Genomic DNA, 19,806 nt, shown 5'->3' on the forward strand with positions numbered 1-19,806 from the left:
CTCTTTAGCCACCGATCTAAAAAGGGGAAGAGAGTAGACGTGCTCGACGTCAACTTCTTCGATGAGCTCCGCATCGGTCTCGCGACCGCGGATGACATCCGTCAGTGGTCCTTCGGCGAGGTCAAGAAGCCCGAGACCATCAACTACCGCACGCTCAAGCCTGAGAAGGACGGCTTGTTCTGCGAGAAGATCTTCGGTCCCACCAGGGACTGGGAGTGCTACTGCGGCAAGTACAAGCGCGTGCGCTTCAAGGGCATCATCTGTGAGCGCTGCGGCGTCGAGGTGACGCGTGCGAAGGTGCGCCGCGAGCGGATGGGCCACATCGAGCTCGCCGCGCCGGTCACGCACATCTGGTACTTCAAGGGTGTTCCCAGCCGGTTGGGCTACCTGCTCGACCTGGCCCCCAAGGACCTCGAGAAGATCATTTACTTCGCTGCCTACGTCATCGTGGGCGTCAACACCGAGCTGCGTCACAACGACCTGCCCACGCTGGACAGCGAGATGCAGGTCGAGCGCAAGCGCGTCGAGAACAAGCGCGACGCCGACGTCGAGGCCCGTGCGCAGAAGCTCGAGGCCGACCTCGCCGAGCTGGAGGCGGAGGGCGCCAAGTCCGACGTCCGCCGCAAGGTGAAGGAGGGCGGCGAGCGCGAGATGCGCCAGCTCCGCGACCGCGCCCAGCGTGAGCTGGACCGGCTCGACGAGATCTGGAGCACCCTCACCAAGCTCGAGAAGGGCCAGCTCATCGCCGATGAGCTGCTCTACCGCGAGCTGTACGACCGCTACGGCGACTACTTCGAGGGCGCCATGGGCGCCGAGGCCATCCAGAAGCTCCTGGGTGACTACGACGTCGACGCCGAGGCCGACATCCTGCGCGAGACGATCCGCAGCGGTAAGGGCCAGAAGAAGCTGCGCGCGCTCAAGCGCCTCAAGGTCGTTGCCGCCTTCCAGGCGACCCGCAACAACCCGCAGGGCATGGTGCTCGACTGCGTTCCGGTCATCCCGCCGGACCTGCGTCCGATGGTGCAGCTGGACGGTGGCCGCTTCGCGACCTCCGACCTGAACGACCTGTACCGCCGCGTGATCAACCGCAACAACCGCCTCAAGCGACTGATCGACCTCGGCGCGCCCGAGATCATCGTCAACAACGAGAAGCGGATGCTGCAGGAGGCCGTCGACGCGCTGTTCGACAACGGCCGCCGCGGTCGCCCGGTGACGGGTCCGGGTAACCGGCCGTTGAAGTCGCTGTCCGACCTGCTGAAGGGCAAGCAGGGCCGGTTCCGCCAGAACCTGCTCGGCAAGCGCGTCGACTACTCCGGCCGTTCGGTCATCGTGGTCGGCCCGCAGCTCAAGCTGCACCAGTGCGGTCTGCCCAAGCAGATGGCGCTGGAGCTCTTCAAGCCGTTCGTGATGAAGCGGCTGGTCGACCTCAACCACGCGCAGAACATCAAGTCCGCCAAGCGGATGGTCGAGCGTGCGCGCCCGGCCGTGTGGGACGTGCTGGAAGAGGTCATCACCGAGCACCCCGTGCTGCTGAACCGCGCACCCACGCTGCACCGTCTGGGCATCCAGGCGTTCGAGCCGCAGCTGGTCGAGGGCAAGGCCATCCAGCTGCACCCGCTCGTCTGTGAGGCGTTCAACGCCGACTTCGACGGTGACCAGATGGCAGTCCACCTGCCGCTGTCCGCCGAGGCGCAGGCCGAGGCTCGTGTGCTGATGCTGTCCTCGAACAACATCCTGTCCCCGGCGTCCGGCAAGCCGCTGGCCATGCCGCGTCTGGACATGGTGACGGGTCTGTACCACCTCACTCGGCACAAGGAGAACGACCTCGGCGAAGGCCAGGCCTACTCCTCGCCGGCCGAGGCGCTCATGGCGTTCGACCGCAAGGTCCTGGGCCTGCAGTCGATGGTCAAGATCCGCGTCACGGACAAGAACCCGCCGAAGGGTGAAGAGCCCGAGGGCTGGGAGCCCGGTCAGGCGTGGCTCGCGCACACGACCCTGGGTCGCGTGCTGTTCAACGAGATCCTTCCGCAGGACTACGCCTTCATCAACGAGGTCATGCCCAAGAAGCGGCAGGCCGTGATCATCAACGACCTCGCCGAGCGGTACCCGATGGTCACCGTCGCCCGGACGCTGGACAAGCTGAAGGACGCCGGTTTCTACTGGGCCACCCGTTCCGGCGTGACCGTCGCGATCTCGGACGTGCTCGTCCCGGAGGCCAAGCAGGGCATCCTCGAGGAGCACGAGAAGCTCGCGGACGCCGTTGAGAAGCGCTACCAGCGCGGTCAGCTCTCCAACACGGAGCGCAACAACGAGCTGGTCAAGGTGTGGACCAAGGCCACCGAAGAGGTCGCCGAGGTCATGGAGGCCAACTTCCCCGAGGACAACCCGATCCGCATGATCGTGAAGTCCGGCGCGGCTGGCAACATGACCCAGGTCCGCTCCCTCGCGGGTATGCGTGGTCTGGTGACCAACCCGAAGGGTGAGTACATCCCGCGGCCGATCAAGCACTCGTTCCGCGAGGGCCTGTCGGTGCTGGAGTACTTCATCGCGACCCACGGTGCCCGCAAGGGTCTGGCCGACACCGCGCTTCGTACCGCCGACTCGGGTTACCTGACCCGTCGTCTGGTGGACGTCTCGCAGGACGTCATCATCCGCGAGGTCGACTGCGGCACCACGCGCGGCGTGAACATGACGGTCGGCGAGCAGTACGGCGACAAGGTCGGCCTGCACGAGTTCGCGCAGACCTCGGTCTACGCCCGGACCGTGGCGGACGACATCCTGGACGCGCAGGGCAACCTGGTCCTCAACCGCGGCGACGACCTGGGCGACCCCGCCCTGGAGCGCCTCGTCGAGGCCGGCGTCATCCGCGTCAAGGTCCGCTCGGTGCTGACCTGCGAGTCCGCCGTCGGTGTGTGTGCGTCGTGCTACGGCCGTTCGATGGCGACCGGCCAGCTGGTCGACGTCGGCGAGGCCGTCGGCATCGTCGCCGCCCAGTCGATCGGTGAGCCCGGTACGCAGCTGACGATGCGCACGTTCCACCAGGGTGGTGTGGCCGGTGACGACATCACGACCGGTCTGCCCCGTGTCCAGGAGCTCTTCGAGGCTCGTGTGCCGAAGGGCAAGGCGCCCATCGCGGACGTCGACGGCCGGGTGCGCATCGAGGACGGCGACCGCTTCTGGAAGATCACGCTCATCCCGGACGACGGTTCCGAGGAGATCGTGTTCGAGAAGCTGTCGAAGCGTCAGCGACTCGCCAACACCACCACCGGCCCGCTGCAGGACGGCGACCACGTGTCCGTCGGCCAGCAGCTGCTGGAAGGTACTCCTGACCCGCACGAGGTCCTGCGTGTCATGGGCCCGCGCGAGGCGCAGCTGCACCTCGTGCAGGAAGTCCAGAAGGTGTACCGCGCCCAGGGTGTGGCCATCCACGACAAGCACATCGAGGTCATCGTCCGGCAGATGCTCCGCCGGGTCACGATCATCGACTCGGGCGCCACGGAGTTCCTCCCCGGCTCCCTCGTCGAGCGGTCGGACTTCGAGTCGGGCAACCGCGCCGTCGTCGCCGAGGGCGGCGAGCCCGCGGCCGGCCGTCCGGTGCTGATGGGTATCACGAAGGCGTCGCTGGCCACCGACTCGTGGCTGTCCGCCGCCTCCTTCCAGGAGACCACGCGTGTCCTGACCGACGCCGCCATCAACGGCCGGTCCGACAAGCTGATCGGCCTGAAGGAGAACGTGATCATCGGTAAGTTGATCCCGGCTGGTACGGGCATCAACCGGTACCGCAACATCCAGGTCCAGCCGACCGAGGAAGCGCGCGCCGCGGCGTACGCCATCCCCTCGTACGACGACGGGTACTACACGCCCGACGTCTTCGGCACCGGCACTGGTGCTGCCGTCCCGCTGGACGACTACGACTTCGGTCGCGACTACCGTTGATTGTTGGGTAGTTGAAACGGCCCCCGGAGCCTCCCGCTCCGGGGGCCGTTTCGTTTGTGCTTGGGGTTTTCGTGGTGGGGTGGGGAGGTCCTCGCTGATCACCTCACGGTCGCCCGATTTCTGAGTCCCCGTCAAGGCGAAAAGCGTGCCTTGACGGGGACTCAGAAATCGGGCAAGGCTGCGCCTGATCAGCGAGGACCTCCCCACCCCCGGCCCTTCGGATGCTTGGGATCATTTGGCTGCCGGTTTGGGCTCGGGGGCCGCGCCCGGTTGGCAGTGCGTGGGTTGGGAGTGCGGCGGGCGCTCTTTATCTTTTGGTATCTGCCGGTTTTCGCTGTGCTCTCTTGGTTCGTGCCGGTTTCGTCGGGCTCTTTGGTTCGTGCCGGTTGGTTCGTGCTCTCTTGGCGTCTGCCGGTTTCGATGTGCACGCCTTCGCTTCTGCGGGCGCGGAATTGTCGGTGCGGGCTGGGAGCATGGAATCGGGGGGTTCTCACGTGCGGGGGACGCCTGCGTGAGCGCGGCCAGCCCAGGTTCGAGTCGCGCAGTGTGGCTCGGCGAGCCCACGTCAGGCGGCCAGCCCGGCTGCTGCGCCCATGCGCTCGACTCGACGCTCCGGCCTGAATGAGCCCGCGCCTCGGCCTCGGCGAGCACACCTCGGCCAGCCATGCCTCAGCGAGCACACCTCGGCCAACTAGGCGTCGGCGAGCACCTGCGGCCAACCACGCGCAGCCCGGCGGGCTGGCGTGGGTGTGCGGGGCGCGGTGGTTTCCACCTGGGAGCAGCACCCCCTGCGGTGCGAGGCTTAGAGCGGTGGCGGTGCGGTGTCCGAGAAGCGGCGGCGGGGCCGTCAGTCCGGGTAGCGGCGGCGGGCGCGGGCCAGTGCGCGGGCGCGGGCGACGAGGTCGTCGACCAGGTCGGCATCGGCCAGTGGTGGGGCGCCGAGATCGGAGCAGCACGGGGGCTTGGTGCGCTTCTCAGAGAGCTTCGGGCGCACACCGGCCATCTCGTAGAGCACGTCGTAGAGGTTGCGGCCGGGGTCGTCGTCGTGGGGGCCGACGAGAAGGACCCAGACGACGTCGGGGGAGGGGAAGGCGACCACCACGCGGTCAGGGCCGCGCAGGTGCTTCACGCAGAGGCGGGGTAGGGGTTCCGGGCCGGTCACGCGGTAGCCGAGTGCGGCGCAGCCGGAGTGGGCCAGCTCGTCCAGGAAGCGCTCGTAGGAGACGCGGGCGCGGCCGCGGAGGCCTGCGGCCTGGGAGCTGGCGGTGTGGGTTTCTACGACTTGGATCAAGCTGAGCGGACCACGCGTCCTTTGCCGCTGCGCATTTCGTCTAGCGAGGTGGCCAGGTCTGGGCGGTCCAGCAGGGACTGGTCGCTCAGGCGGCGGTGGACCTCGTCCAGCAGGCCGCGGTTCTTGCCCGCGCGGCGCAGGTCTGACACCAGGTGAAGCACCTCGTGGAGGCGCACGGTGTCGAGGAGCATTCGGGGTTCTTGGCTGTGGATCTGGAGCACGCCCTCGCGCGCCCACGCTTTCACGGTCTTCTCGGTCAGGTCTAGCAACTCGCTCGCCACGACTGGGCGCACCGGTGGGGCTTGGCTGAGGGTGCGCTTCACGACGCCGACCAGCTTCTGGCGGCGTTCGTCGTCTGCGGCCATCGACGAAGCTACTTCCTCGATCTCCTCGATCGCGGAGAACAGATCACGGATCTGCGCGGCCTCGGTTGCAACGGACATGACTCCTCCTCCCGCTGACTACCGATTATCACCCTGTTTTTCGGTAGTAGTCAACGTGAGGTGCCCCGGAGCAGGGATCCGGGGCCAACCGTCACGAGGAGAAGAACAGTCCGCCGAGACCGCGGTGCTTGCGGTGGCCGTAGTGGCCGCCGTAGACCACGGGCGGCGGTGCGGCGCCCCACGCGGGCTGGGCCGGGTAGTGGGCAGCGGGCGGCGGCGCCGGCGCGGGCGGCGGGGCCTGCATCTGGGCCTCGAGGCGGGTGATGGACTCCAGCTCGCCGTAGTCGAGGAAGACCCCGCGGCAGCCGTCGCACTGCTCGATGTGAACGCCCATGCGGTCGAACGTGCGCATGTTCGCATGACACTTAGGACACTGCATCGTGTGAGCCTCCTGAAAGGGACCGGACAAAAACGATATTAGCCGTGTGCCATGTGTTCGTGCGTCGAGACGATCCGGTCACACGCCTCGACCAGGGCATCTTGCGCTTCCGTCCGCATGACGATCGCCCGTGCGGCCATCTGGACGACGAACGCACGAGCTGGGACGTCCAGGACCGCCCATGGTTCCCCCGGCAGGCCGGTTCCGCCCGCTGAGAGGTACGCGTCCAGGAACCGCGTCCACAGATCACCCGGCAGGATGCCCGCCGCGAACAGCGCCGCGGGCCGCGCCAGGTCCCACGCGGGCGCGCCGACGCCCAGGTCGTCGACGTCGATGAGCAGCCACTCGCCCCGGTGCACCAGCTGGCCCAGGTGGTAGTCGCCGTGGATCAGCGCGCGACCGGGCAGGTCGAGCGGGGGCAGCGTGGCGAACGCGCGCAGCACCACGTCCGCGCCCGGCGCGTCGGGTGGCAGCTCGTGCACCGCACGCAGGATGCGGTCCGGGGCCGTCGACACCGGGCCGTCGCACGGCGTCGCGTGCAGCCTCGCCAGCAGCGCCGCGCTCTCCTCCCACGGCGCCGCGTCGGGGTCGGCCTGGCTCACCGGCGTGCCGTGCGGCCACACCGTCACCAGCCGGTCGCCGACGCGCACCGGCGAGGGTGCGATCGGCGGCAGCATCACGCCGGGCAACGAACCGGCGATGCGCATGCGCTCGGTCAGCGGGCCCGCGTCCGTGCCGAGCGCGTGCGCCTTGGCCACCACGTCGCCGACCCGCACGACCACCACGTCGTCGTGGGTGCCCAGCACCTCCGGCTCGGCGTCCGAACCGGTCAGCGCGGCCATCGCGGCGACGAGGTCGCTCATCTGCTGATGCAGATCGTCAGCGCGGGCCGCGAGTACTCCCGCGTGTCATCGCCCGCGCCGCACAGCTTGGCGTCGAACTGCCCGTTCACGACCTTGCTGACCCGCCTGGACGTGCCGCCGCACTGCGCGCGCACGTACGACTCGCCGACCGCGTTCAGGCACTCGCCTTCCTTGACGTTGAGCACGAAGCACTTCCGCGTCCGGCGTTCCGTCTTGCGGTTGCGGATGGACGTGTCCTCCACGTAGTCGCCGCGCGGGCACGCCGGGCTGCGGCCGCTCACCGTGTCGACGAGCTTGTACATCGCGTCCGGGGACGAGCAGTCCACCAGCGCGATCTCGCTCCGGTTGCGCGCCATGTCGGTGTACTTGCCGCACTCGCCGATGTTGCCCGGTGTGCTGGTGCACCCGGCCAGCGCCATGCCCAAGACCGCTACCGCCGCGACGCCGCCGATCCTCACCATGCGGATGGTCTTAGCAGGCTCGGGCACCTGTTCGCTCACGGACACGGGACCTCTCGCTCAGATGGACAGCTTGCGGTCGACTTCGGACGCGTCCGGCGGGTCGTCGGTCATCATGCCGATGACGTCCTTGCCGCCGCTCTTCGCGCTGTCGGCCAGGCTCGTGCCCGCGTTGCTGAGCGCGTCCTTGCCGAACTGCTTCGCCGCCGGACCCCAGCCGGGCGTCTTGTTCCACGCGGCCATGGCGTCCTTGCCGGCGAACTTCCCGGCGGTGGTGCGCCACCACTTCGGACCGGCCAGCCGCCCGCTGAGGACCTTGAACACCTTGCTGATCTTCTGCAGGATGCCGGTCACCTTCTGGACGACGGTGGCGACCCGCGACGTGGCGACGCCGACCTCGACGGTCGTCGCGCCCGCGGCCGCGACCTCGGAGGCACCGCACGTCGGGATCGCCGCCGCCTGCGCGGCCAGCCAGGTGATGATCAGCCACTCGATCAGCGACGCGATGAGGCCCATCACGAGGTCGTAGGCGGCCTTCATGAGCGCCTTGCTGCCGTTGAGCAGCGCGACGATGCTCTCCGCCTCGCCGCCGGTCTCGACGATGCCCTCGGCGAACTCGCTCAACCGCTCCCTGCTGGCACCGGACGCCTCGCCGTGCCACGACTGGAGACCGGTCTCCACCGTGCCGGCGAACTGCTCGCCCATGCCCTTGAGGTCCTTCGCGACCTGCTCGAACTTCTCGGCCGCGTTGCCCAGCTGCTCCTCGTCGCCGGTGACGAGCTTCAGCGCGTCGTCCAGCGGCTTGATCAGGTCGATGAGGAACCCGAGCCCGAACGTGAGCAGGGTGTGCAGCGGGTCGGTGATCATGCCCGCGATCGGCAGCTCCGACACGAAGCCCTGGATGTCGCCGACGGCCTCCTGCACGTCGGCCGGGTTGCCGCTGGTGAGGTTGCCGAGCGCCTTCCACGCCTTCGCGCCGTCCTCGTAGAGACCGCTCTCCTTGAGAGTGCCGACGACGCCCTCGCCCTTGAGGAAGCCGTCGCCGCCGTCCTCGCTGGTCCAGTAGTTGTCGTCCCGCGCCTCGTCGGCGTTGTTGACCTTCTTCTCGTCCTCGTCCGCCACGTCAGCCACTCACCCTCGGCGGCGCCGCGGCCGAGCTCAGCCGGTCGCCGATCTGGTCGAGCGCGGTCTTCATCGCGTCGTCGACGTTCAGGTAGTGCTCACCGCTGAGCGAGAGCTTGTCGCCGACCTCGCCCATCTTCTCGATCATCTTGTCCATGTGGTCCATGAAGGCGGTGGTCAGCTCCACGTAGTCGGAGTACGTGAGCGCCTGGCCCAGCAGCCCCCAGGACTGCTCGGGCACGATGGCGGACTCGGCGGCGGCCTTGATCTTCTCGGCCTGGTCCGCGAGCCCGCTCACCTCCTTGCCGCACGTCATGATCTCTTGTGCGTTCACACCGAAAGTCATCGCAGTTCTCCCCAGTCAGCGCAGGATCGAGCCGAAGCCCTCGTCGTCGTCATCCACCCTCGGCGGCGGACCCGGCCGCTGCGGACGCGGTGCGGGCGGCGGAGGTGGCGGCTGCATCCGCGGCGGCGCCTGAGGCGGGTGCTGCGGGTGCTGGGACCGGGCCTGCTGGAGGAACGAGCCGTTCGCCTGCGGCGGCGGGGGAGGCGGCAACTCGGGCGCCGGGCCGAAGATCTCTTCCTGGACCTTGTTGACCCGCGCGGCGATGTCGATCTGGTCGCCGGTGAACCGCTGCACGATCTCCGCGGACTGCCGGGCCGACTGCGCGACGGCCAGCTGCAGCGTCGTCATCACCGAGCGGCCGAGCGCCTGTGGCGAAAGTCGCATCGCCTCGGGGCGGAACTCGACGTTCAGGATCGACCCGCCGGGCCCCGCGACGACCGTCACAGCTCTGTCGGGCGACGAGGCCGCCGCTCGCAGCTGCGCCATCTCTTCTTTCATGTTCTGATAACCGGCGAGGCGCTGTTCGGCCTTGCGACCGGCCTCCTCGACGGCTTCCACGCGTGGGTCGGACAACAGGTGCACCTTTGGTCGATCTTGGTCTGGCCGCACCTGTGTACTGCATCCGGCGGTGTGGTACCCCCGTTTTGACCCAGGTAGACGTGGACGGGTATCTTTGCTACTCGTGCCCGACCCATGTCGGGCCGCTCCGCGTGCCCGTGCGCCCGCATCAGGTGTTCACGAGACAGCGGTGTCCTCCACTCGCAGGGACATGAAGGTGTTTCTTGCGGACCTTGGGAACGGGCGACACGCCCGACCTCGGGTGCAGAGAGGGATCAGGAAACACAGGCCCGCCACCAGGCGGGTCGCCAGACGGAAGAAGCAGCCGGCGAATGCCAACGATCCAGCAGCTGGTCCGAAAGGGCCGCCAGGACAAGGTGGCCAAGCAGAAGACGGCGGCCCTCAAGGGGTCCCCGCAGCGGCGCGGTGTCTGCACCCGCGTCTACACCACCACGCCCAAGAAGCCGAACTCCGCACTGCGCAAGGTCGCTCGCGTGAAGCTGACCAGCGGCATCGAGGTCACGGCCTACATCCCCGGTGAGGGCCACAACCTCCAGGAGCACTCGATGGTGCTCGTGCGCGGCGGTCGTGTGAAGGACCTGCCGGGTGTTCGCTACAAGATCATCCGCGGCTCTCTCGACACCCAGGGCGTCAAGAACCGCAAGCAGGCTCGCAGCCGCTACGGCGCGAAGAAGGAGAAGAGCTGATGCCCCGCAAGGGACCGGCCCCGAAGCGGCCGCTTATCTCCGACCCGGTCTACAGCTCGCCGCTCGTGACCCAGCTCATCAACAAGGTGCTGGTCGACGGTAAGCGCTCCGTGGCGGAGAAGATCGTTTACGAAGCCCTCGAGGGTGCTCGCGAGAAGACCGGCACCGACCCGGTCGTCACGCTGAAGCGCGCGCTGGACAACGTGAAGCCGTCGCTCGAGGTCAAGAGCCGCCGCGTCGGTGGTGCGACCTACCAGGTGCCGATCGAGGTGAAGCCCGGCCGTGCCACCACGCTGGCGCTGCGCTGGCTGATCACCTTCTCCCGGCAGCGCCGTGAGAAGACCATGGTCGAGCGTCTGATGAACGAGCTGCTCGACGCGAGCAACGGCCTCGGCGCGAGCGTCAAGCGTCGCGAGGACACGCACAAGATGGCCGAGTCGAACAAGGCCTTCGCCCACTACCGCTGGTGATCTGACGCCCGGCCTGGACACAGGCCGGGCTCTCCCAGCCCTAGTGAGCCAGCCACCAGCTAGCTCAAGACAGGGGAAAGACCCGTGGCACAGGACGTGCTCACTGATCTTGCCAAGGTCCGCAACATCGGGATCATGGCCCACATCGACGCGGGCAAGACCACGACGACTGAGCGGATCCTCTTCTACACGGGGATCAGCTACAAGATCGGCGAGGTCCACGACGGCGCTGCCGTGATGGACTGGATGGAGCAGGAGCAGGAGCGCGGCATCACGATCACGTCGGCCGCGACGACCTGCTTCTGGAAGAACCACCAGATCAACATCATCGACACGCCCGGCCACGTCGACTTCACCGTCGAGGTCGAGCGCAACCTGCGCGTCCTCGACGGCGCCGTCGCCGTTTTCGACGGCAAGGAGGGCGTCGAGCCCCAGTCCGAGCAGGTCTGGCGGCAGGCGACCAAGTACGACGTCCCGCGCATCTGCTTCGTCAACAAGATGGACAAGCTCGGCGCGGACTTCTACTTCACCGTGCGGACGATCTCCGAGCGCCTCGGCGCGAAGCCGCTCCCGATCCAGATCCCGATCGGCTCGGAGAGCGACTTCATCGGTTGCGTCGACCTGGTCGAGATGCGTGCTCTCACGTGGCGCGGCGAGGTCCAGAAGGGTGAGGACTACACGGTCGAGGAGATCCCGGCCGACCTCGCCGACAAGGCCGCCGAGTACCGCGAGGCGCTCCTCGAGGCTGTCGCCGAGACCGACGACACCCTCATGGAGAAGTTCCTCGAGGAAGGCGACCTGACCGTCGCCGAGATCAAGGCCGGTCTGCGCAAGATCGTCGCCGAGGGCACCGCGTACCCGATCCTGTGCGGCTCCGCGTTCAAGAACAAGGGCGTCCAGCCCATGCTCGACGCGGTCATCGACTACCTGCCGGCGCCGCTCGACCTGCCGCCGGTCGAGGGCACGCTGCAGGACGGCGAGACGCCGGCCTTCCGCGCGCCCAAGATGGACGAGCCGTTCTCCGCGCTCGCCTTCAAGATCGCGTCGCACCCGTTCTTCGGCAAGCTGACCTACATCCGGGTCTACTCGGGTCGCATCGACTCGGGCACCCAGGTCATCAACGCGACGAAGGACCGCAAGGAGCGCATCGGGAAGATCTTCCAGATGCACGCCAACAAGGAGAACCCGGTCACCGAGGCCATCGCGGGCCACATCTACGCCGTGATCGGTCTCAAGGACACCACGACCGGTGAGACCTTGTGCGACCCGCAGCACCCGATCGTGCTCGAGTCGATGACCTTCCCCGAGCCCGTCATCCAGGTGGCCATCGAGCCCAAGACGAAGGCGGACCAGGAGAAGCTGGGCACCGCGATCCAGAAGCTCGCCGAGGAGGACCCGACGTTCCGGGTCAACCTCGACGAGGAGACCGGCCAGACGATCATCGCCGGCATGGGCGAGCTCCACCTGGACATCCTGGTGGACCGCATGCGCCGCGAGTTCAAGGTCGAGGCCAACATCGGCAAGCCTCAGGTGGCGTACCGGGAGACCATCCGCAAGGCGGTGGAGAAGTACTCCTACACCCACAAGAAGCAGACCGGTGGCTCCGGCCAGTTCGCGAAGGTGCTCGTCACCGTCGAGCCGCTGCCGAAGACCGAGGACGGCGCTCTCTACGAGTTCGTCAACGGCGTCACCGGTGGTCGCATCCCGAGGGAGTACATCCCGTCGGTCGACGCCGGTGCCCAGGACGCGATGCAGTACGGCGTGCTGGCGGGCTACCCGCTCGTCGGTGTCAAGGTCACGCTGCTCGATGGCGCCTACCACGAGGTCGACTCGTCGGAGATGGCGTTCAAGATCGCCGGTTCCATGGCGCTGAAGGAAGCTGCTCGTCTGGCTTCCCCGGCGATCCTCGAGCCGATCATGGCCGTCGAGGTCACGACGCCCGAGGACTACATGGGTGAAGTGATCGGCGACCTGAACTCCCGCCGTGGCCAGATCCAGGCCATGGAGGAGCGCAGCGGTACCCGTGTCGTCAAGGCGCTGGTCCCGCTGTCGGAAATGTTCGGGTACGTGGGTGACCTGCGGTCGAAGACCCAGGGTCGCGCCAACTACTCGATGGTGTTCGACTCCTACGCCGAGGTTCCCGCGAACGTCGCGAAGGAGATCATCGCGAAGGCGACTGGGGAGTAACCCCACACCGGAGCACCGCAGTTCCACCGCGGGCTCTCCGGGGGTTCTCCCTGGGGTCCGCACTTTCCGACCCTGACGTGTAGTCCGGCGGGTGACCACTCGCCCGCCGGACCAGCAAAAAGAAGTCCAGGAGGACAATCCAGTGGCGAAGGCGAAGTTCGAGCGGACGAAGCCGCACGTCAACATCGGCACCATCGGTCACATCGACCATGGCAAGACCACGCTGACCGCGGCGATCTCCAAGGTTCTGCACGACGCGTACCCCGATGTGAACGCTTCGTTCGCGTTCGACCAGATCGACAAGGCGCCGGAAGAGAAGCAGCGCGGCATCACGATCTCGATCGCGCACATCGAGTACCAGACGGAGAACCGTCACTACGCGCACGTTGACTGCCCCGGTCACGCCGACTACATCAAGAACATGATCACCGGTGCGGCGCAGATGGACGGCGCCATCCTGGTGGTCGCGGCGACCGACGGTCCGATGCCGCAGACGAAGGAGCACGTCCTCCTGGCCCGCCAGGTCGGCGTCCCCTACATCGTTGTCGCCCTGAACAAGGCCGACATGGTGGACGACGAGGAGATCCTGGAGCTCGTCGAGCTCGAGGTCCGCGAGCTGCTCTCCGAGTACGAGTTCCCCGGCGACGACCTCCCCGTCGTCCGCGTCTCCGCGCTGAAGGCGCTGGAGGGCGACGAGACCTGGGGCAAGTCGGTTCTCGAGCTCATGGCGGCCGTTGACTCGGCCATCCCGGAGCCGGAGCGCGACACCGAGAAGGCCTTCCTCATGCCCGTCGAGGACGTCTTCACGATCACCGGCCGCGGCACCGTGGTGACCGGTCGCATCGAGCGCGGCATCGTCAAGGTCAACGAAGAGGTCGAGATCGTCGGCATCAAGGAGACCTCGAAGAAGACGACGGTCACCTCGATCGAGATGTTCAAGAAGTTCCTCGACGAGGGCCGCGCGGGCGACAACGCCGCCCTGCTGCTCCGTGGCATCAAGCGCGAGGAGGTGGAGCGCGGCATGGTCATCGTCAAGCCGGGCACCACGACCCCGCACACCGAGTTCACGGCGCAGGTCTACATCCTGTCCAAGGACGAGGGTGGCCGCCACACGCCGTTCTTCAACAACTACCGTCCCCAGTTCTACTTCCGGACGACGGACGTGACCGGCGTTGTGACGCTGCCCGAGGGCACCGAGATGGTCATGCCGGGTGACACCACCGGTATGGACGTCAAGCTGATCCAGCCGATCGCCATGGACGAGGGCCTCCGCTTCGCGATCCGCGAGGGTGGCCGCACGGTCGGCGCCGGCTCGGTCACCAAGATCATCAAGTGATCTAGCTCTAACTTTTCCACCCCGATTTGGAGCGCCACACACGCGTGTGGCATCCTTAACGGGTTGCTCGACGGGGCGGCCGATTCAGTACCACCGATTCGGCCGCCCCGCTACGAGCGGTCCGCGCCCTGTTAGTGAACGTCCCGTTTGCGGGCGGGCATCAGGGTGCAAGGGCAATTAGAACGGCCCATCCCACCGGGGAAACCTTGAGTGGGACCGGTATGTGCATCGGGCGCGACACGCCCGACCGCGTGGACCGGGCACCGTGACACTTAAACAGGGGCGGAGCGCGCCAGAGACCGGCAGGTCTCATCCAGGCACCGCACCGCAGCGGTACGAGAAGCAGAGGAACGGCAAGCCACTATGGCGGGACAAAAGATCCGCATCCGGCTCAAGGCCTACGACCACGAGGCGATCGACGCGTCCGCGCGCAAGATCGTTGAGACCGTGACGCGCACCGGCGCTCGGGTTGTCGGGCCTGTGCCGCTGCCCACCGAGAAAAACGTGTACTGCGTCATCCGCTCGCCGCACAAGTACAAGGACTCGCGCGAGCACTTCGAGATGCGTACGCACAAGCGGCTGATCGACATCCTCGACCCGACGCCGAAGACGGTTGACGCGCTCATGCGCATCGACCTGCCGGCCAGCGTCGACGTCAACATCCAGTAAGCGTTGGGCGCGGAGAGTAACGAGACCTATGTCTGACAGGCAGATCAAGGGCATCCTGGGCACCAAGCTCGGCATGACTCAGGTCTTCGACGAGAACAACCGGATCGTTCCGGTCACCGTCGTGAGGGCTGAGCCGAACGTCGTCACCCAGGTTCGCACCACCGAGAAGGACGGCTACGCGGCCGTGCAGCTGGCGTACGGCGCCATTGACCCTCGTAAGGTCAACAAGCCCGTCGCCGGTCACTTCACCAAGGCAGGCGTCACGCCTCGCCGTCACCTGGTGGAGCTGCGCACGCTGAACGCGAGCGAGTACACGGTCGGCCAGGAGATCACCGCTGAGGTGTTCGAGGCCGGCGCTGTTGTCGACATCACCGGCACCAGCAAGGGCAAGGGCACCGCGGGCGTCATGAAGCGCCACGGCTTCCACGGTCTCGGCGCGAGCCACGGCACCCAGCGCAAGCACCGCTCGCCGGGTTCCATCGGCGGCTGCGCCACGCCGGGCCGGGTCTTCAAGGGCCTGCGCATGGCGGGCCGCATGGGCCACGTGCGTGTCACGACCCAGAACCTGAAGGTGCACAAGATCGACGCCGAGGCCGGCCTGCTGCTCATCAAGGGCGCTGTTCCCGGTCCCAAGGGCGGTCTGGTGTTCGTCAAGACTGCTGCGAAGGGCGGTGCCTGATGTCGACTGTTGAGATCCGCACCCCGAACGGTGGCACCGACGGCAGCGTCGAGCTGCCCGCCTCCGTCTTCGACGCGCAGGCGAACGTCGCGCTGCTGCACCAGGTCGTCGTGGCCCAGCTGGCCGCGGCTCGCCAGGGCACGCACTCGACCAAGACCCGCGGCGAGGTGTCCGGCGGTGGCAAGAAGCCGTACCGCCAGAAGGGCACCGGCCGCGCCCGTCAGGGCTCGACCCGTGCGCCGCAGTTCGCCGGTGGTGGCGTCGTCCACGGCCCTCAGCCGCGTGACTACAGCCAGCGGACGCCCAAGAAGATGAAGGCCGCCGCCCTGCGCGGTGCCCTCTCCGACCGGGCGCGCGCCAACCAGGTGCACGTCGTGTCCGGCCTGGTGGACGGGGACACCCCGTCGACCAAGACCGCGCGCAAGGTGCTCGAGTCGGTCACCCAGGCTCGTCGCGTTCTCGTGGTGCTCAACCGCACCGACGAGGTCGCGTGGGTCAGCGTGCGGAACCTTCCGCACGTGCACGTGATCGCCCCCGACCAGCTCAACACCTACGACGTGCTGGTCAACGACGACGTGGTGTTCACCAAGGACTCGCTCGACGTGTTCCTCGCGAGCAAGGCGCAGAACGGCGCCGGCTCCGCTGAGGCCACGGCGACCGCGGTGGACGAGGAGGCTGCGAAGTGATCCCCGACCACAGGGACATCCTGCTCGCGCCGGTGATCTCCGAGAAGTCCTACGGGCTGCTCGAGGAGAACAAGTACACCTTCATGGTGTCGCCGAGCGCGAACAAGACCCAGATCAAGATCGCTGTCGAGAAGGTCTTCGGCGTCAAGGTCGTCAGCGTGAACACCCTCAACCGCCAGGGGAAGCGCAAGCGGACCAAGAGCGGTTTCGGCAAGCGCAAGGACACGAAGCGCGCGATCGTCACGCTGTCTGCGGACAGCAAGTCGATCGAGATCTTCGGCGGCCCGGCCGCCTGATGACGACGAGGACTGCGTAGAGATGGGCATTCGCAAGTACAAGCCGACGACTCCCGGTCGTCGCGGTGCGAGCGTCTCCGACTTCGCCGAGATCACTCGGTCGACGCCGGAGAAGTCGCTGATCGTCCCGCTGCACGGCCGTGGTGGCCGCAACGCGTCGGGCAAGATCACCACGCGGCACAAGGGTGGCGGTCACAAGCGGGCTTACCGCTTGATCGACTTCCGTCGCAACGACAAGGACGGCGTGCCGGCCAAGGTCGCTCACATCGAGTACGACCCCAACCGGACCGCGCGCATCGCGCTGCTGCACTACGCGGACGGCGAGAAGCGCTACATCGTCGCACCGGAGAAGCTCCGTCAGGGTGACACGGTTGAGAACGGCCCCAAGGCCGACATCAAGCCGGGTAACAACCTGCCGCTGCGCAACATCCCGGTCGGCACCGTGATCCACGCGATCGAGCTCCGCCCCGGCGGCGGCGCGAAGATCGCCCGTTCTGCCGGTGCGAGCGTGCAGCTCGTCGCCAAGGACGGCCCGTACGCCCAGCTGCGGATGCCCTCGGGCGAGATCCGCAACGTGGACGTGCGCTGCCGCGCCACGGTCGGCGAGGTCGGCAACGCCGAGCACCAGAACATCAACTGGGGCAAGGCGGGCCGCATGCGGTGGAAGGGCAAGAAGCCCACCGTCCGCGGTGTCGCCATGAACCCCGTCGACCACCCGCATGGTGGTGGTGAGGGCAAGACCTCCGGTGGTCGCCACCCGGTCAACCCGGCTGGTAAGCCCGAGGGTCGTACCCGCCGCCGCAAGCCAAGCGACAAGCTCATCGTCCGGCGTCGTCGCACCGGTAAGAAGCGCTGAGCAGGGAGGGAGTGAAGGATGCCTCGCAGCCTTAAAAAGGGCCCCTTCGTGGACGACCACCTGCTCAAGAAGGTGGACGTTCTCAACGAGTCGGGCAAGAAGACGGTCATCAAGACGTGGTCCCGCCGGTCCACGATCATCCCGGACATGCTGGGTCACACCATCGCGGTGCACGACGGCCGCAAGCACGTCCCGGTGTTCGTGACCGAAGCGATGGTCGGGCACAAGTTGGGCGAATTCGCCCCGACCCGGACCTTCAAGGGCCACATCAAGGACGACCGGAAGTCTCGCCGCCGCTAAGGCGCCGAACTAGGAAGAGCAAGGGGAAGCAGCGATGAACGCCCGTAACGAAGCTGAGGCGCAGGAGTTTCCGCGCGCCGTGGCTCGGGCTCGCTACGTCCGCGACACGCCCATGAAGGTGCGCCGCGTCGTCGAGCTCATCAGGGGACGTAACGCCCGCGAGGCCCTGGCCGTGCTCCAGTTCGCGCCGCAGGCAGCAAGTGAGCCGGTCGCGAAGGTGCTCGCCAGCGCCATGGCCAACGCCGAGAACAACCTGTCCCTGGACCCCGAGACCCTCTGGGTCGCGGTGGCCTACGTGGACGAGGGTCCGACCCTCAAGCGTTTCCGCCCGCGTGCCCAGGGCCGCGCGTACCGGATCCGCAAGCGGACGAGCCACATCACCATTGAGGTGGAGTCTCGTCCGAAGAAGACCAGCGCGAAGGGAACCCGGTAGTGGGCCAGAAGATCAACCCGCACGGCTTCCGGCTGGGGATCACCACCGACTGGAAGTCCCGCTGGTACGCCGACAAGCAGTACGCCGAGTACGTGGCTGAGGATGTCAAGATCCGCAAGCTGCTCGGCAAGGGCATGGAGCGTGCCGGCATTTCCAAGGTGGAGATCGAGCGGACCCGTGACCGGGTGCGCGTCGACATCCACACCGCCCGGCCGGGCATCGTCATCGGCCGTCGCGGTGCCGAGGCGGACCGCATCCGCGGTGAGCTGGAGAAGCTCACCAAGAAGCAGGTCCAGCTGAACATCCTCGAGGTCAAGAACTCCGAGGCGGACGCGCAGCTCGTCGCGCAGGGCGTTGCCGAGCAGCTGTCCAACCGCGTTGCCTTCCGCCGCGCGATGCGCAAGGCCATTCAGTCGGCCATGCGTTCGCCGCAGGTGAAGGGCATCCGCGTGCAGTGCGGTGGCCGCCTCGGCGGTGCCGAGATGTCCCGCTCGGAGCACTACCGCGACGGCCGCGTGCCGCTGCACACGCTGCGTGCGGACATCGACTACGGCTTCTTCGAGGCCCGCACGACGTTCGGCCGTATCGGCGTCAAGGTGTGGATCTACAAGGGCGACGTGGTCGGCGGCATCTCCGCCAAGCGTGAGCGCGACGCCGCCCCGGCGGCCGAGCGTGCACCGCGGCGCGACCGTGGCGAGCGTCCGAACCGGGCCCGTCGTTCTGGTGCCAGCGGCACCACCGCGACGAGCACCGAGGCCGGCCGTGCCGCCGCTGACGCACAGGTCAGCGAGGCCCCGGCTGCTGCAGAGAAGACGGAGAGCTGAGTCATGCTCATCCCGCGCAGGGTCAAGCACCGCAAGCAGCACCACCCGAAGCGTTCGGGTGCTGCCAAGGGCGGCACGAGGGTTACGTTCGGCGAGTTCGGCATCCAGGCACTGGAGCCGGCCTACGTGACCAACAGGCAGATCGAGTCCGCTCGTATCGCCATCACTCGCCACATCCGCCGTGGCGGCAAGGTCTGGATCAACATCTTCCCGGACCGTCCGCTCACGAAGAAGCCCGCCGAGACCCGCATGGGTTCCGGTAAGGGTTCGCCGGAGTGGTGGGTGGCCAACGTCAAGCCGGGTCGCGTCATGTTCGAGATGACGTTCCCCAACGAGCAGGTCGCTCGCGAGGCGCTCCGCCGCGCGATCCACAAGCTCCCGATGAAGTGCCGCATCGTTACGCGTGAGGGTGGTGAGTTCTGATGGCAGCGGGTACCACCGCTTCCGAGCTGCGTGAGCTCACCGAGGAAGAGCTCGTGCTGCGCTTGAAGGAGTCGAAGGAAGAGCTCTTCAACCTTCGTTTCCAGATGGCCACCGGGCAGCTCGACAACAACCGGCGGCTGCGCACGGTCCGGCATGACATCGCCCGGATCTACACCGTGATGCGGGAGCGGGAGCTCGGGCTCTCCGTTTCGCCGGAATCCACTGGTGAGGGTGCGGCATGACCGAAAGCAACGAAGTTCAGACCGAGAAGCGCAACGACCGCAAGGTCCGTGAGGGCCTCGTCGTGTCCGACAAGATGGACAAGACGATCGTGGTCGCGCTCGAGGACCGCAAGAAGCACCCGCGTTACTCCAAGGTCATGCGCTCCACCACCAAGGTGAAGGTGCACGACGAGGAGAACTCCGCTGGTGTCGGCGACCGCGTTCTGCTGATGGAGACCCGACCGCTGTCGGCGACCAAGCGCTGGCGGCTCGTCGAGATCCTCGAGAAGGCCAAGTAGTCCCAGTCTTTTCAAGACCGAGCC

24 protein-coding genes are annotated in these 19,806 nt (G+C 67.3%); 16 read left to right on the top strand and 8 right to left on the bottom strand.

Annotated features, from left to right (window positions below; all coding sequences use genetic code 11):
- Positions 1-39: 39 nt before the first annotated feature.
- Positions 40-3,936: a DNA-directed RNA polymerase subunit beta' gene (locus FKR81_RS36015; RefSeq protein WP_146358701.1), complete on the top strand. Its 3,897-nt coding sequence runs from the start codon at positions 40-42 to the stop codon at positions 3,934-3,936.
- Between the two features lie 847 nt (positions 3,937-4,783).
- On the opposite strand, the gene FKR81_RS36020 is transcribed toward FKR81_RS36015, so the two are convergent.
- The 8 genes from FKR81_RS36020 to FKR81_RS36055 all read right to left on the bottom strand — a co-directional run bounded on the left by FKR81_RS36020 (position 4,784) and on the right by FKR81_RS36055 (position 9,411).
- Entirely contained in the window at positions 4,784-5,227 is a 444-nt protein-coding gene (locus FKR81_RS36020) for a hypothetical protein (RefSeq protein ID WP_146358702.1), read from the bottom strand.
- Positions 5,224-5,670: a hypothetical protein gene (locus FKR81_RS36025; RefSeq protein ID WP_146358703.1), complete on the bottom strand. Its 447-nt coding sequence runs from the start codon at positions 5,668-5,670 to the stop codon at positions 5,224-5,226. The genes FKR81_RS36020 and FKR81_RS36025 overlap by 4 nt, the downstream gene beginning before the upstream one ends.
- 91 nt (positions 5,671-5,761) lie before the next feature.
- Positions 5,762-6,049 carry a TFIIB-type zinc ribbon-containing protein gene (locus FKR81_RS36030; RefSeq protein WP_146358704.1) on the bottom strand — a complete coding sequence of 96 codons (288 nt, stop codon included), beginning with the start codon at positions 6,047-6,049 and terminating at the stop codon, positions 5,762-5,764.
- A gap of 38 nt (positions 6,050-6,087) precedes the next feature.
- A complete protein-coding gene (locus FKR81_RS36035; RefSeq protein ID WP_146358705.1) occupies positions 6,088-6,912 on the bottom strand; it encodes a phosphotransferase family protein in 825 nt (274 codons plus the stop codon).
- Positions 6,909-7,412, bottom strand: coding sequence for an LppU/SCO3897 family protein (locus tag FKR81_RS36040; protein ID WP_146358706.1), 504 nt, complete (start codon positions 7,410-7,412; stop codon positions 6,909-6,911). The genes FKR81_RS36035 and FKR81_RS36040 overlap by 4 nt, the downstream gene beginning before the upstream one ends.
- 18 nt (positions 7,413-7,430) lie before the next feature.
- Positions 7,431-8,501: a WXG100 family type VII secretion target gene (locus FKR81_RS36045; RefSeq protein ID WP_146358707.1), complete on the bottom strand. Its 1,071-nt coding sequence runs from the start codon at positions 8,499-8,501 to the stop codon at positions 7,431-7,433.
- Entirely contained in the window at positions 8,494-8,838 is a 345-nt protein-coding gene (locus FKR81_RS36050) for a hypothetical protein (RefSeq protein WP_146358708.1), read from the bottom strand. The genes FKR81_RS36045 and FKR81_RS36050 overlap by 8 nt, the downstream gene beginning before the upstream one ends.
- Before the next feature lie 15 nt (positions 8,839-8,853).
- Positions 8,854-9,411 (bottom strand): YbaB/EbfC family nucleoid-associated protein, encoded by a 558-nt coding sequence (locus tag FKR81_RS36055; RefSeq protein WP_146358709.1) that lies wholly within the window; start codon positions 9,409-9,411, stop codon positions 8,854-8,856.
- 317 nt (positions 9,412-9,728) lie between these two features.
- Here FKR81_RS36055 and rpsL point away from each other — a divergent pair, with 317 nt between their 5' ends.
- The 15 genes from rpsL to rpsQ all read left to right on the top strand — a co-directional run bounded on the left by rpsL (position 9,729) and on the right by rpsQ (position 19,782).
- Positions 9,729-10,103: a 30S ribosomal protein S12 gene (gene rpsL / locus FKR81_RS36060; protein ID WP_030473471.1), complete on the top strand. Its 375-nt coding sequence runs from the start codon at positions 9,729-9,731 to the stop codon at positions 10,101-10,103.
- The gene (rpsG, locus tag FKR81_RS36065) at positions 10,103-10,573 is read left to right on the top strand and encodes a 30S ribosomal protein S7 (protein ID WP_053733153.1); all 471 of its coding nucleotides are present in this window, start codon (positions 10,103-10,105) and stop codon (positions 10,571-10,573) included. Before rpsL ends, rpsG begins: the two co-directional genes overlap by 1 nt.
- A gap of 84 nt (positions 10,574-10,657) precedes the next feature.
- Positions 10,658-12,760, top strand: a complete 2,103-nt coding sequence (fusA, locus tag FKR81_RS36070; protein ID WP_146358710.1) for an elongation factor G — start codon at positions 10,658-10,660, stop codon at positions 12,758-12,760.
- A 142-nt stretch (positions 12,761-12,902) separates the two neighbouring features.
- Positions 12,903-14,096, top strand: a complete 1,194-nt coding sequence (tuf, locus tag FKR81_RS36075; RefSeq protein WP_146358711.1) for an elongation factor Tu — start codon at positions 12,903-12,905, stop codon at positions 14,094-14,096.
- Positions 14,097-14,459: 363 nt separating this feature from the next.
- On the top strand, positions 14,460-14,765 hold the full coding sequence (gene rpsJ, locus FKR81_RS36080; protein ID WP_003938093.1) for a 30S ribosomal protein S10: 306 nt from the start codon (positions 14,460-14,462) through the stop codon (positions 14,763-14,765).
- 28 nt (positions 14,766-14,793) lie between these two features.
- A complete protein-coding gene (gene rplC, locus FKR81_RS36085; protein ID WP_146358712.1) occupies positions 14,794-15,444 on the top strand; it encodes a 50S ribosomal protein L3 in 651 nt (216 codons plus the stop codon).
- Positions 15,444-16,130, top strand: coding sequence for a 50S ribosomal protein L4 (gene rplD / locus FKR81_RS36090; RefSeq protein ID WP_146358713.1), 687 nt, complete (start codon positions 15,444-15,446; stop codon positions 16,128-16,130). Before rplC ends, rplD begins: the two co-directional genes overlap by 1 nt.
- Positions 16,127-16,426 (top strand): 50S ribosomal protein L23, encoded by a 300-nt coding sequence (gene rplW, locus FKR81_RS36095; RefSeq protein WP_146358714.1) that lies wholly within the window; start codon positions 16,127-16,129, stop codon positions 16,424-16,426. The genes rplD and rplW overlap by 4 nt, the downstream gene beginning before the upstream one ends.
- A gap of 22 nt (positions 16,427-16,448) precedes the next feature.
- Positions 16,449-17,282 carry a 50S ribosomal protein L2 gene (rplB, locus tag FKR81_RS36100; RefSeq protein WP_146358715.1) on the top strand — a complete coding sequence of 278 codons (834 nt, stop codon included), beginning with the start codon at positions 16,449-16,451 and terminating at the stop codon, positions 17,280-17,282.
- Positions 17,283-17,300: 18 nt separating this feature from the next.
- Positions 17,301-17,582, top strand: coding sequence for a 30S ribosomal protein S19 (gene rpsS / locus FKR81_RS36105; protein WP_015105260.1), 282 nt, complete (start codon positions 17,301-17,303; stop codon positions 17,580-17,582).
- Positions 17,583-17,616: 34 nt separating this feature from the next.
- Positions 17,617-18,015 carry a 50S ribosomal protein L22 gene (gene rplV / locus FKR81_RS36110; protein WP_146358716.1) on the top strand — a complete coding sequence of 133 codons (399 nt, stop codon included), beginning with the start codon at positions 17,617-17,619 and terminating at the stop codon, positions 18,013-18,015.
- On the top strand, positions 18,015-18,839 hold the full coding sequence (gene rpsC / locus FKR81_RS36115) for a 30S ribosomal protein S3 (protein WP_146358717.1): 825 nt from the start codon (positions 18,015-18,017) through the stop codon (positions 18,837-18,839). The genes rplV and rpsC overlap by 1 nt, the downstream gene beginning before the upstream one ends.
- Positions 18,840-18,842: 3 nt before the next feature.
- Positions 18,843-19,262, top strand: a complete 420-nt coding sequence (rplP, locus tag FKR81_RS36120; protein ID WP_146358718.1) for a 50S ribosomal protein L16 — start codon at positions 18,843-18,845, stop codon at positions 19,260-19,262.
- The gene (gene rpmC / locus FKR81_RS36125; protein WP_146358719.1) at positions 19,262-19,504 is read left to right on the top strand and encodes a 50S ribosomal protein L29; all 243 of its coding nucleotides are present in this window, start codon (positions 19,262-19,264) and stop codon (positions 19,502-19,504) included. The genes rplP and rpmC overlap by 1 nt, the downstream gene beginning before the upstream one ends.
- Entirely contained in the window at positions 19,501-19,782 is a 282-nt protein-coding gene (rpsQ, locus tag FKR81_RS36130; RefSeq protein ID WP_146358720.1) for a 30S ribosomal protein S17, read from the top strand. Before rpmC ends, rpsQ begins: the two co-directional genes overlap by 4 nt.
- The last annotated feature ends 24 nt before the right edge of the window (positions 19,783-19,806 follow it).

Origin of the sequence: Lentzea tibetensis, from assembly GCF_007845675.1 — a bacterium.
GTDB classification, from domain to species: domain Bacteria; phylum Actinomycetota; class Actinomycetes; order Mycobacteriales; family Pseudonocardiaceae; genus Lentzea; species Lentzea tibetensis.

Coding starts and splice junctions, on each gene's coding strand:
- FKR81_RS36025 (WP_146358703.1), bottom strand. CDS start 5,670: ATGTCCGTTGCAACCGAGGCCGCGCAGATCCGTGATCTGTTCTCCGCG.
- FKR81_RS36030 (WP_146358704.1), bottom strand. CDS start 6,049: ATGCAGTGTCCTAAGTGTCATGCGAACATGCGCACGTTCGACCGCATG.
- FKR81_RS36035 (WP_146358705.1), bottom strand. CDS start 6,912: ATGAGCGACCTCGTCGCCGCGATGGCCGCGCTGACCGGTTCGGACGCC.
- FKR81_RS36050 (WP_146358708.1), bottom strand. CDS start 8,838: ATGACTTTCGGTGTGAACGCACAAGAGATCATGACGTGCGGCAAGGAG.
- rpsL (WP_030473471.1), top strand. CDS start 9,729: ATGCCAACGATCCAGCAGCTGGTCCGAAAGGGCCGCCAGGACAAGGTG.
- rpsG (WP_053733153.1), top strand. CDS start 10,103: ATGCCCCGCAAGGGACCGGCCCCGAAGCGGCCGCTTATCTCCGACCCG.
- rpsJ (WP_003938093.1), top strand. CDS start 14,460: ATGGCGGGACAAAAGATCCGCATCCGGCTCAAGGCCTACGACCACGAG.
- rplC (WP_146358712.1), top strand. CDS start 14,794: ATGTCTGACAGGCAGATCAAGGGCATCCTGGGCACCAAGCTCGGCATG.
- rplD (WP_146358713.1), top strand. CDS start 15,444: ATGTCGACTGTTGAGATCCGCACCCCGAACGGTGGCACCGACGGCAGC.
- rplB (WP_146358715.1), top strand. CDS start 16,449: ATGGGCATTCGCAAGTACAAGCCGACGACTCCCGGTCGTCGCGGTGCG.
- rpsS (WP_015105260.1), top strand. CDS start 17,301: ATGCCTCGCAGCCTTAAAAAGGGCCCCTTCGTGGACGACCACCTGCTC.
- rplV (WP_146358716.1), top strand. CDS start 17,617: ATGAACGCCCGTAACGAAGCTGAGGCGCAGGAGTTTCCGCGCGCCGTG.
- rplP (WP_146358718.1), top strand. CDS start 18,843: ATGCTCATCCCGCGCAGGGTCAAGCACCGCAAGCAGCACCACCCGAAG.
- rpmC (WP_146358719.1), top strand. CDS start 19,262: ATGGCAGCGGGTACCACCGCTTCCGAGCTGCGTGAGCTCACCGAGGAA.
- rpsQ (WP_146358720.1), top strand. CDS start 19,501: ATGACCGAAAGCAACGAAGTTCAGACCGAGAAGCGCAACGACCGCAAG.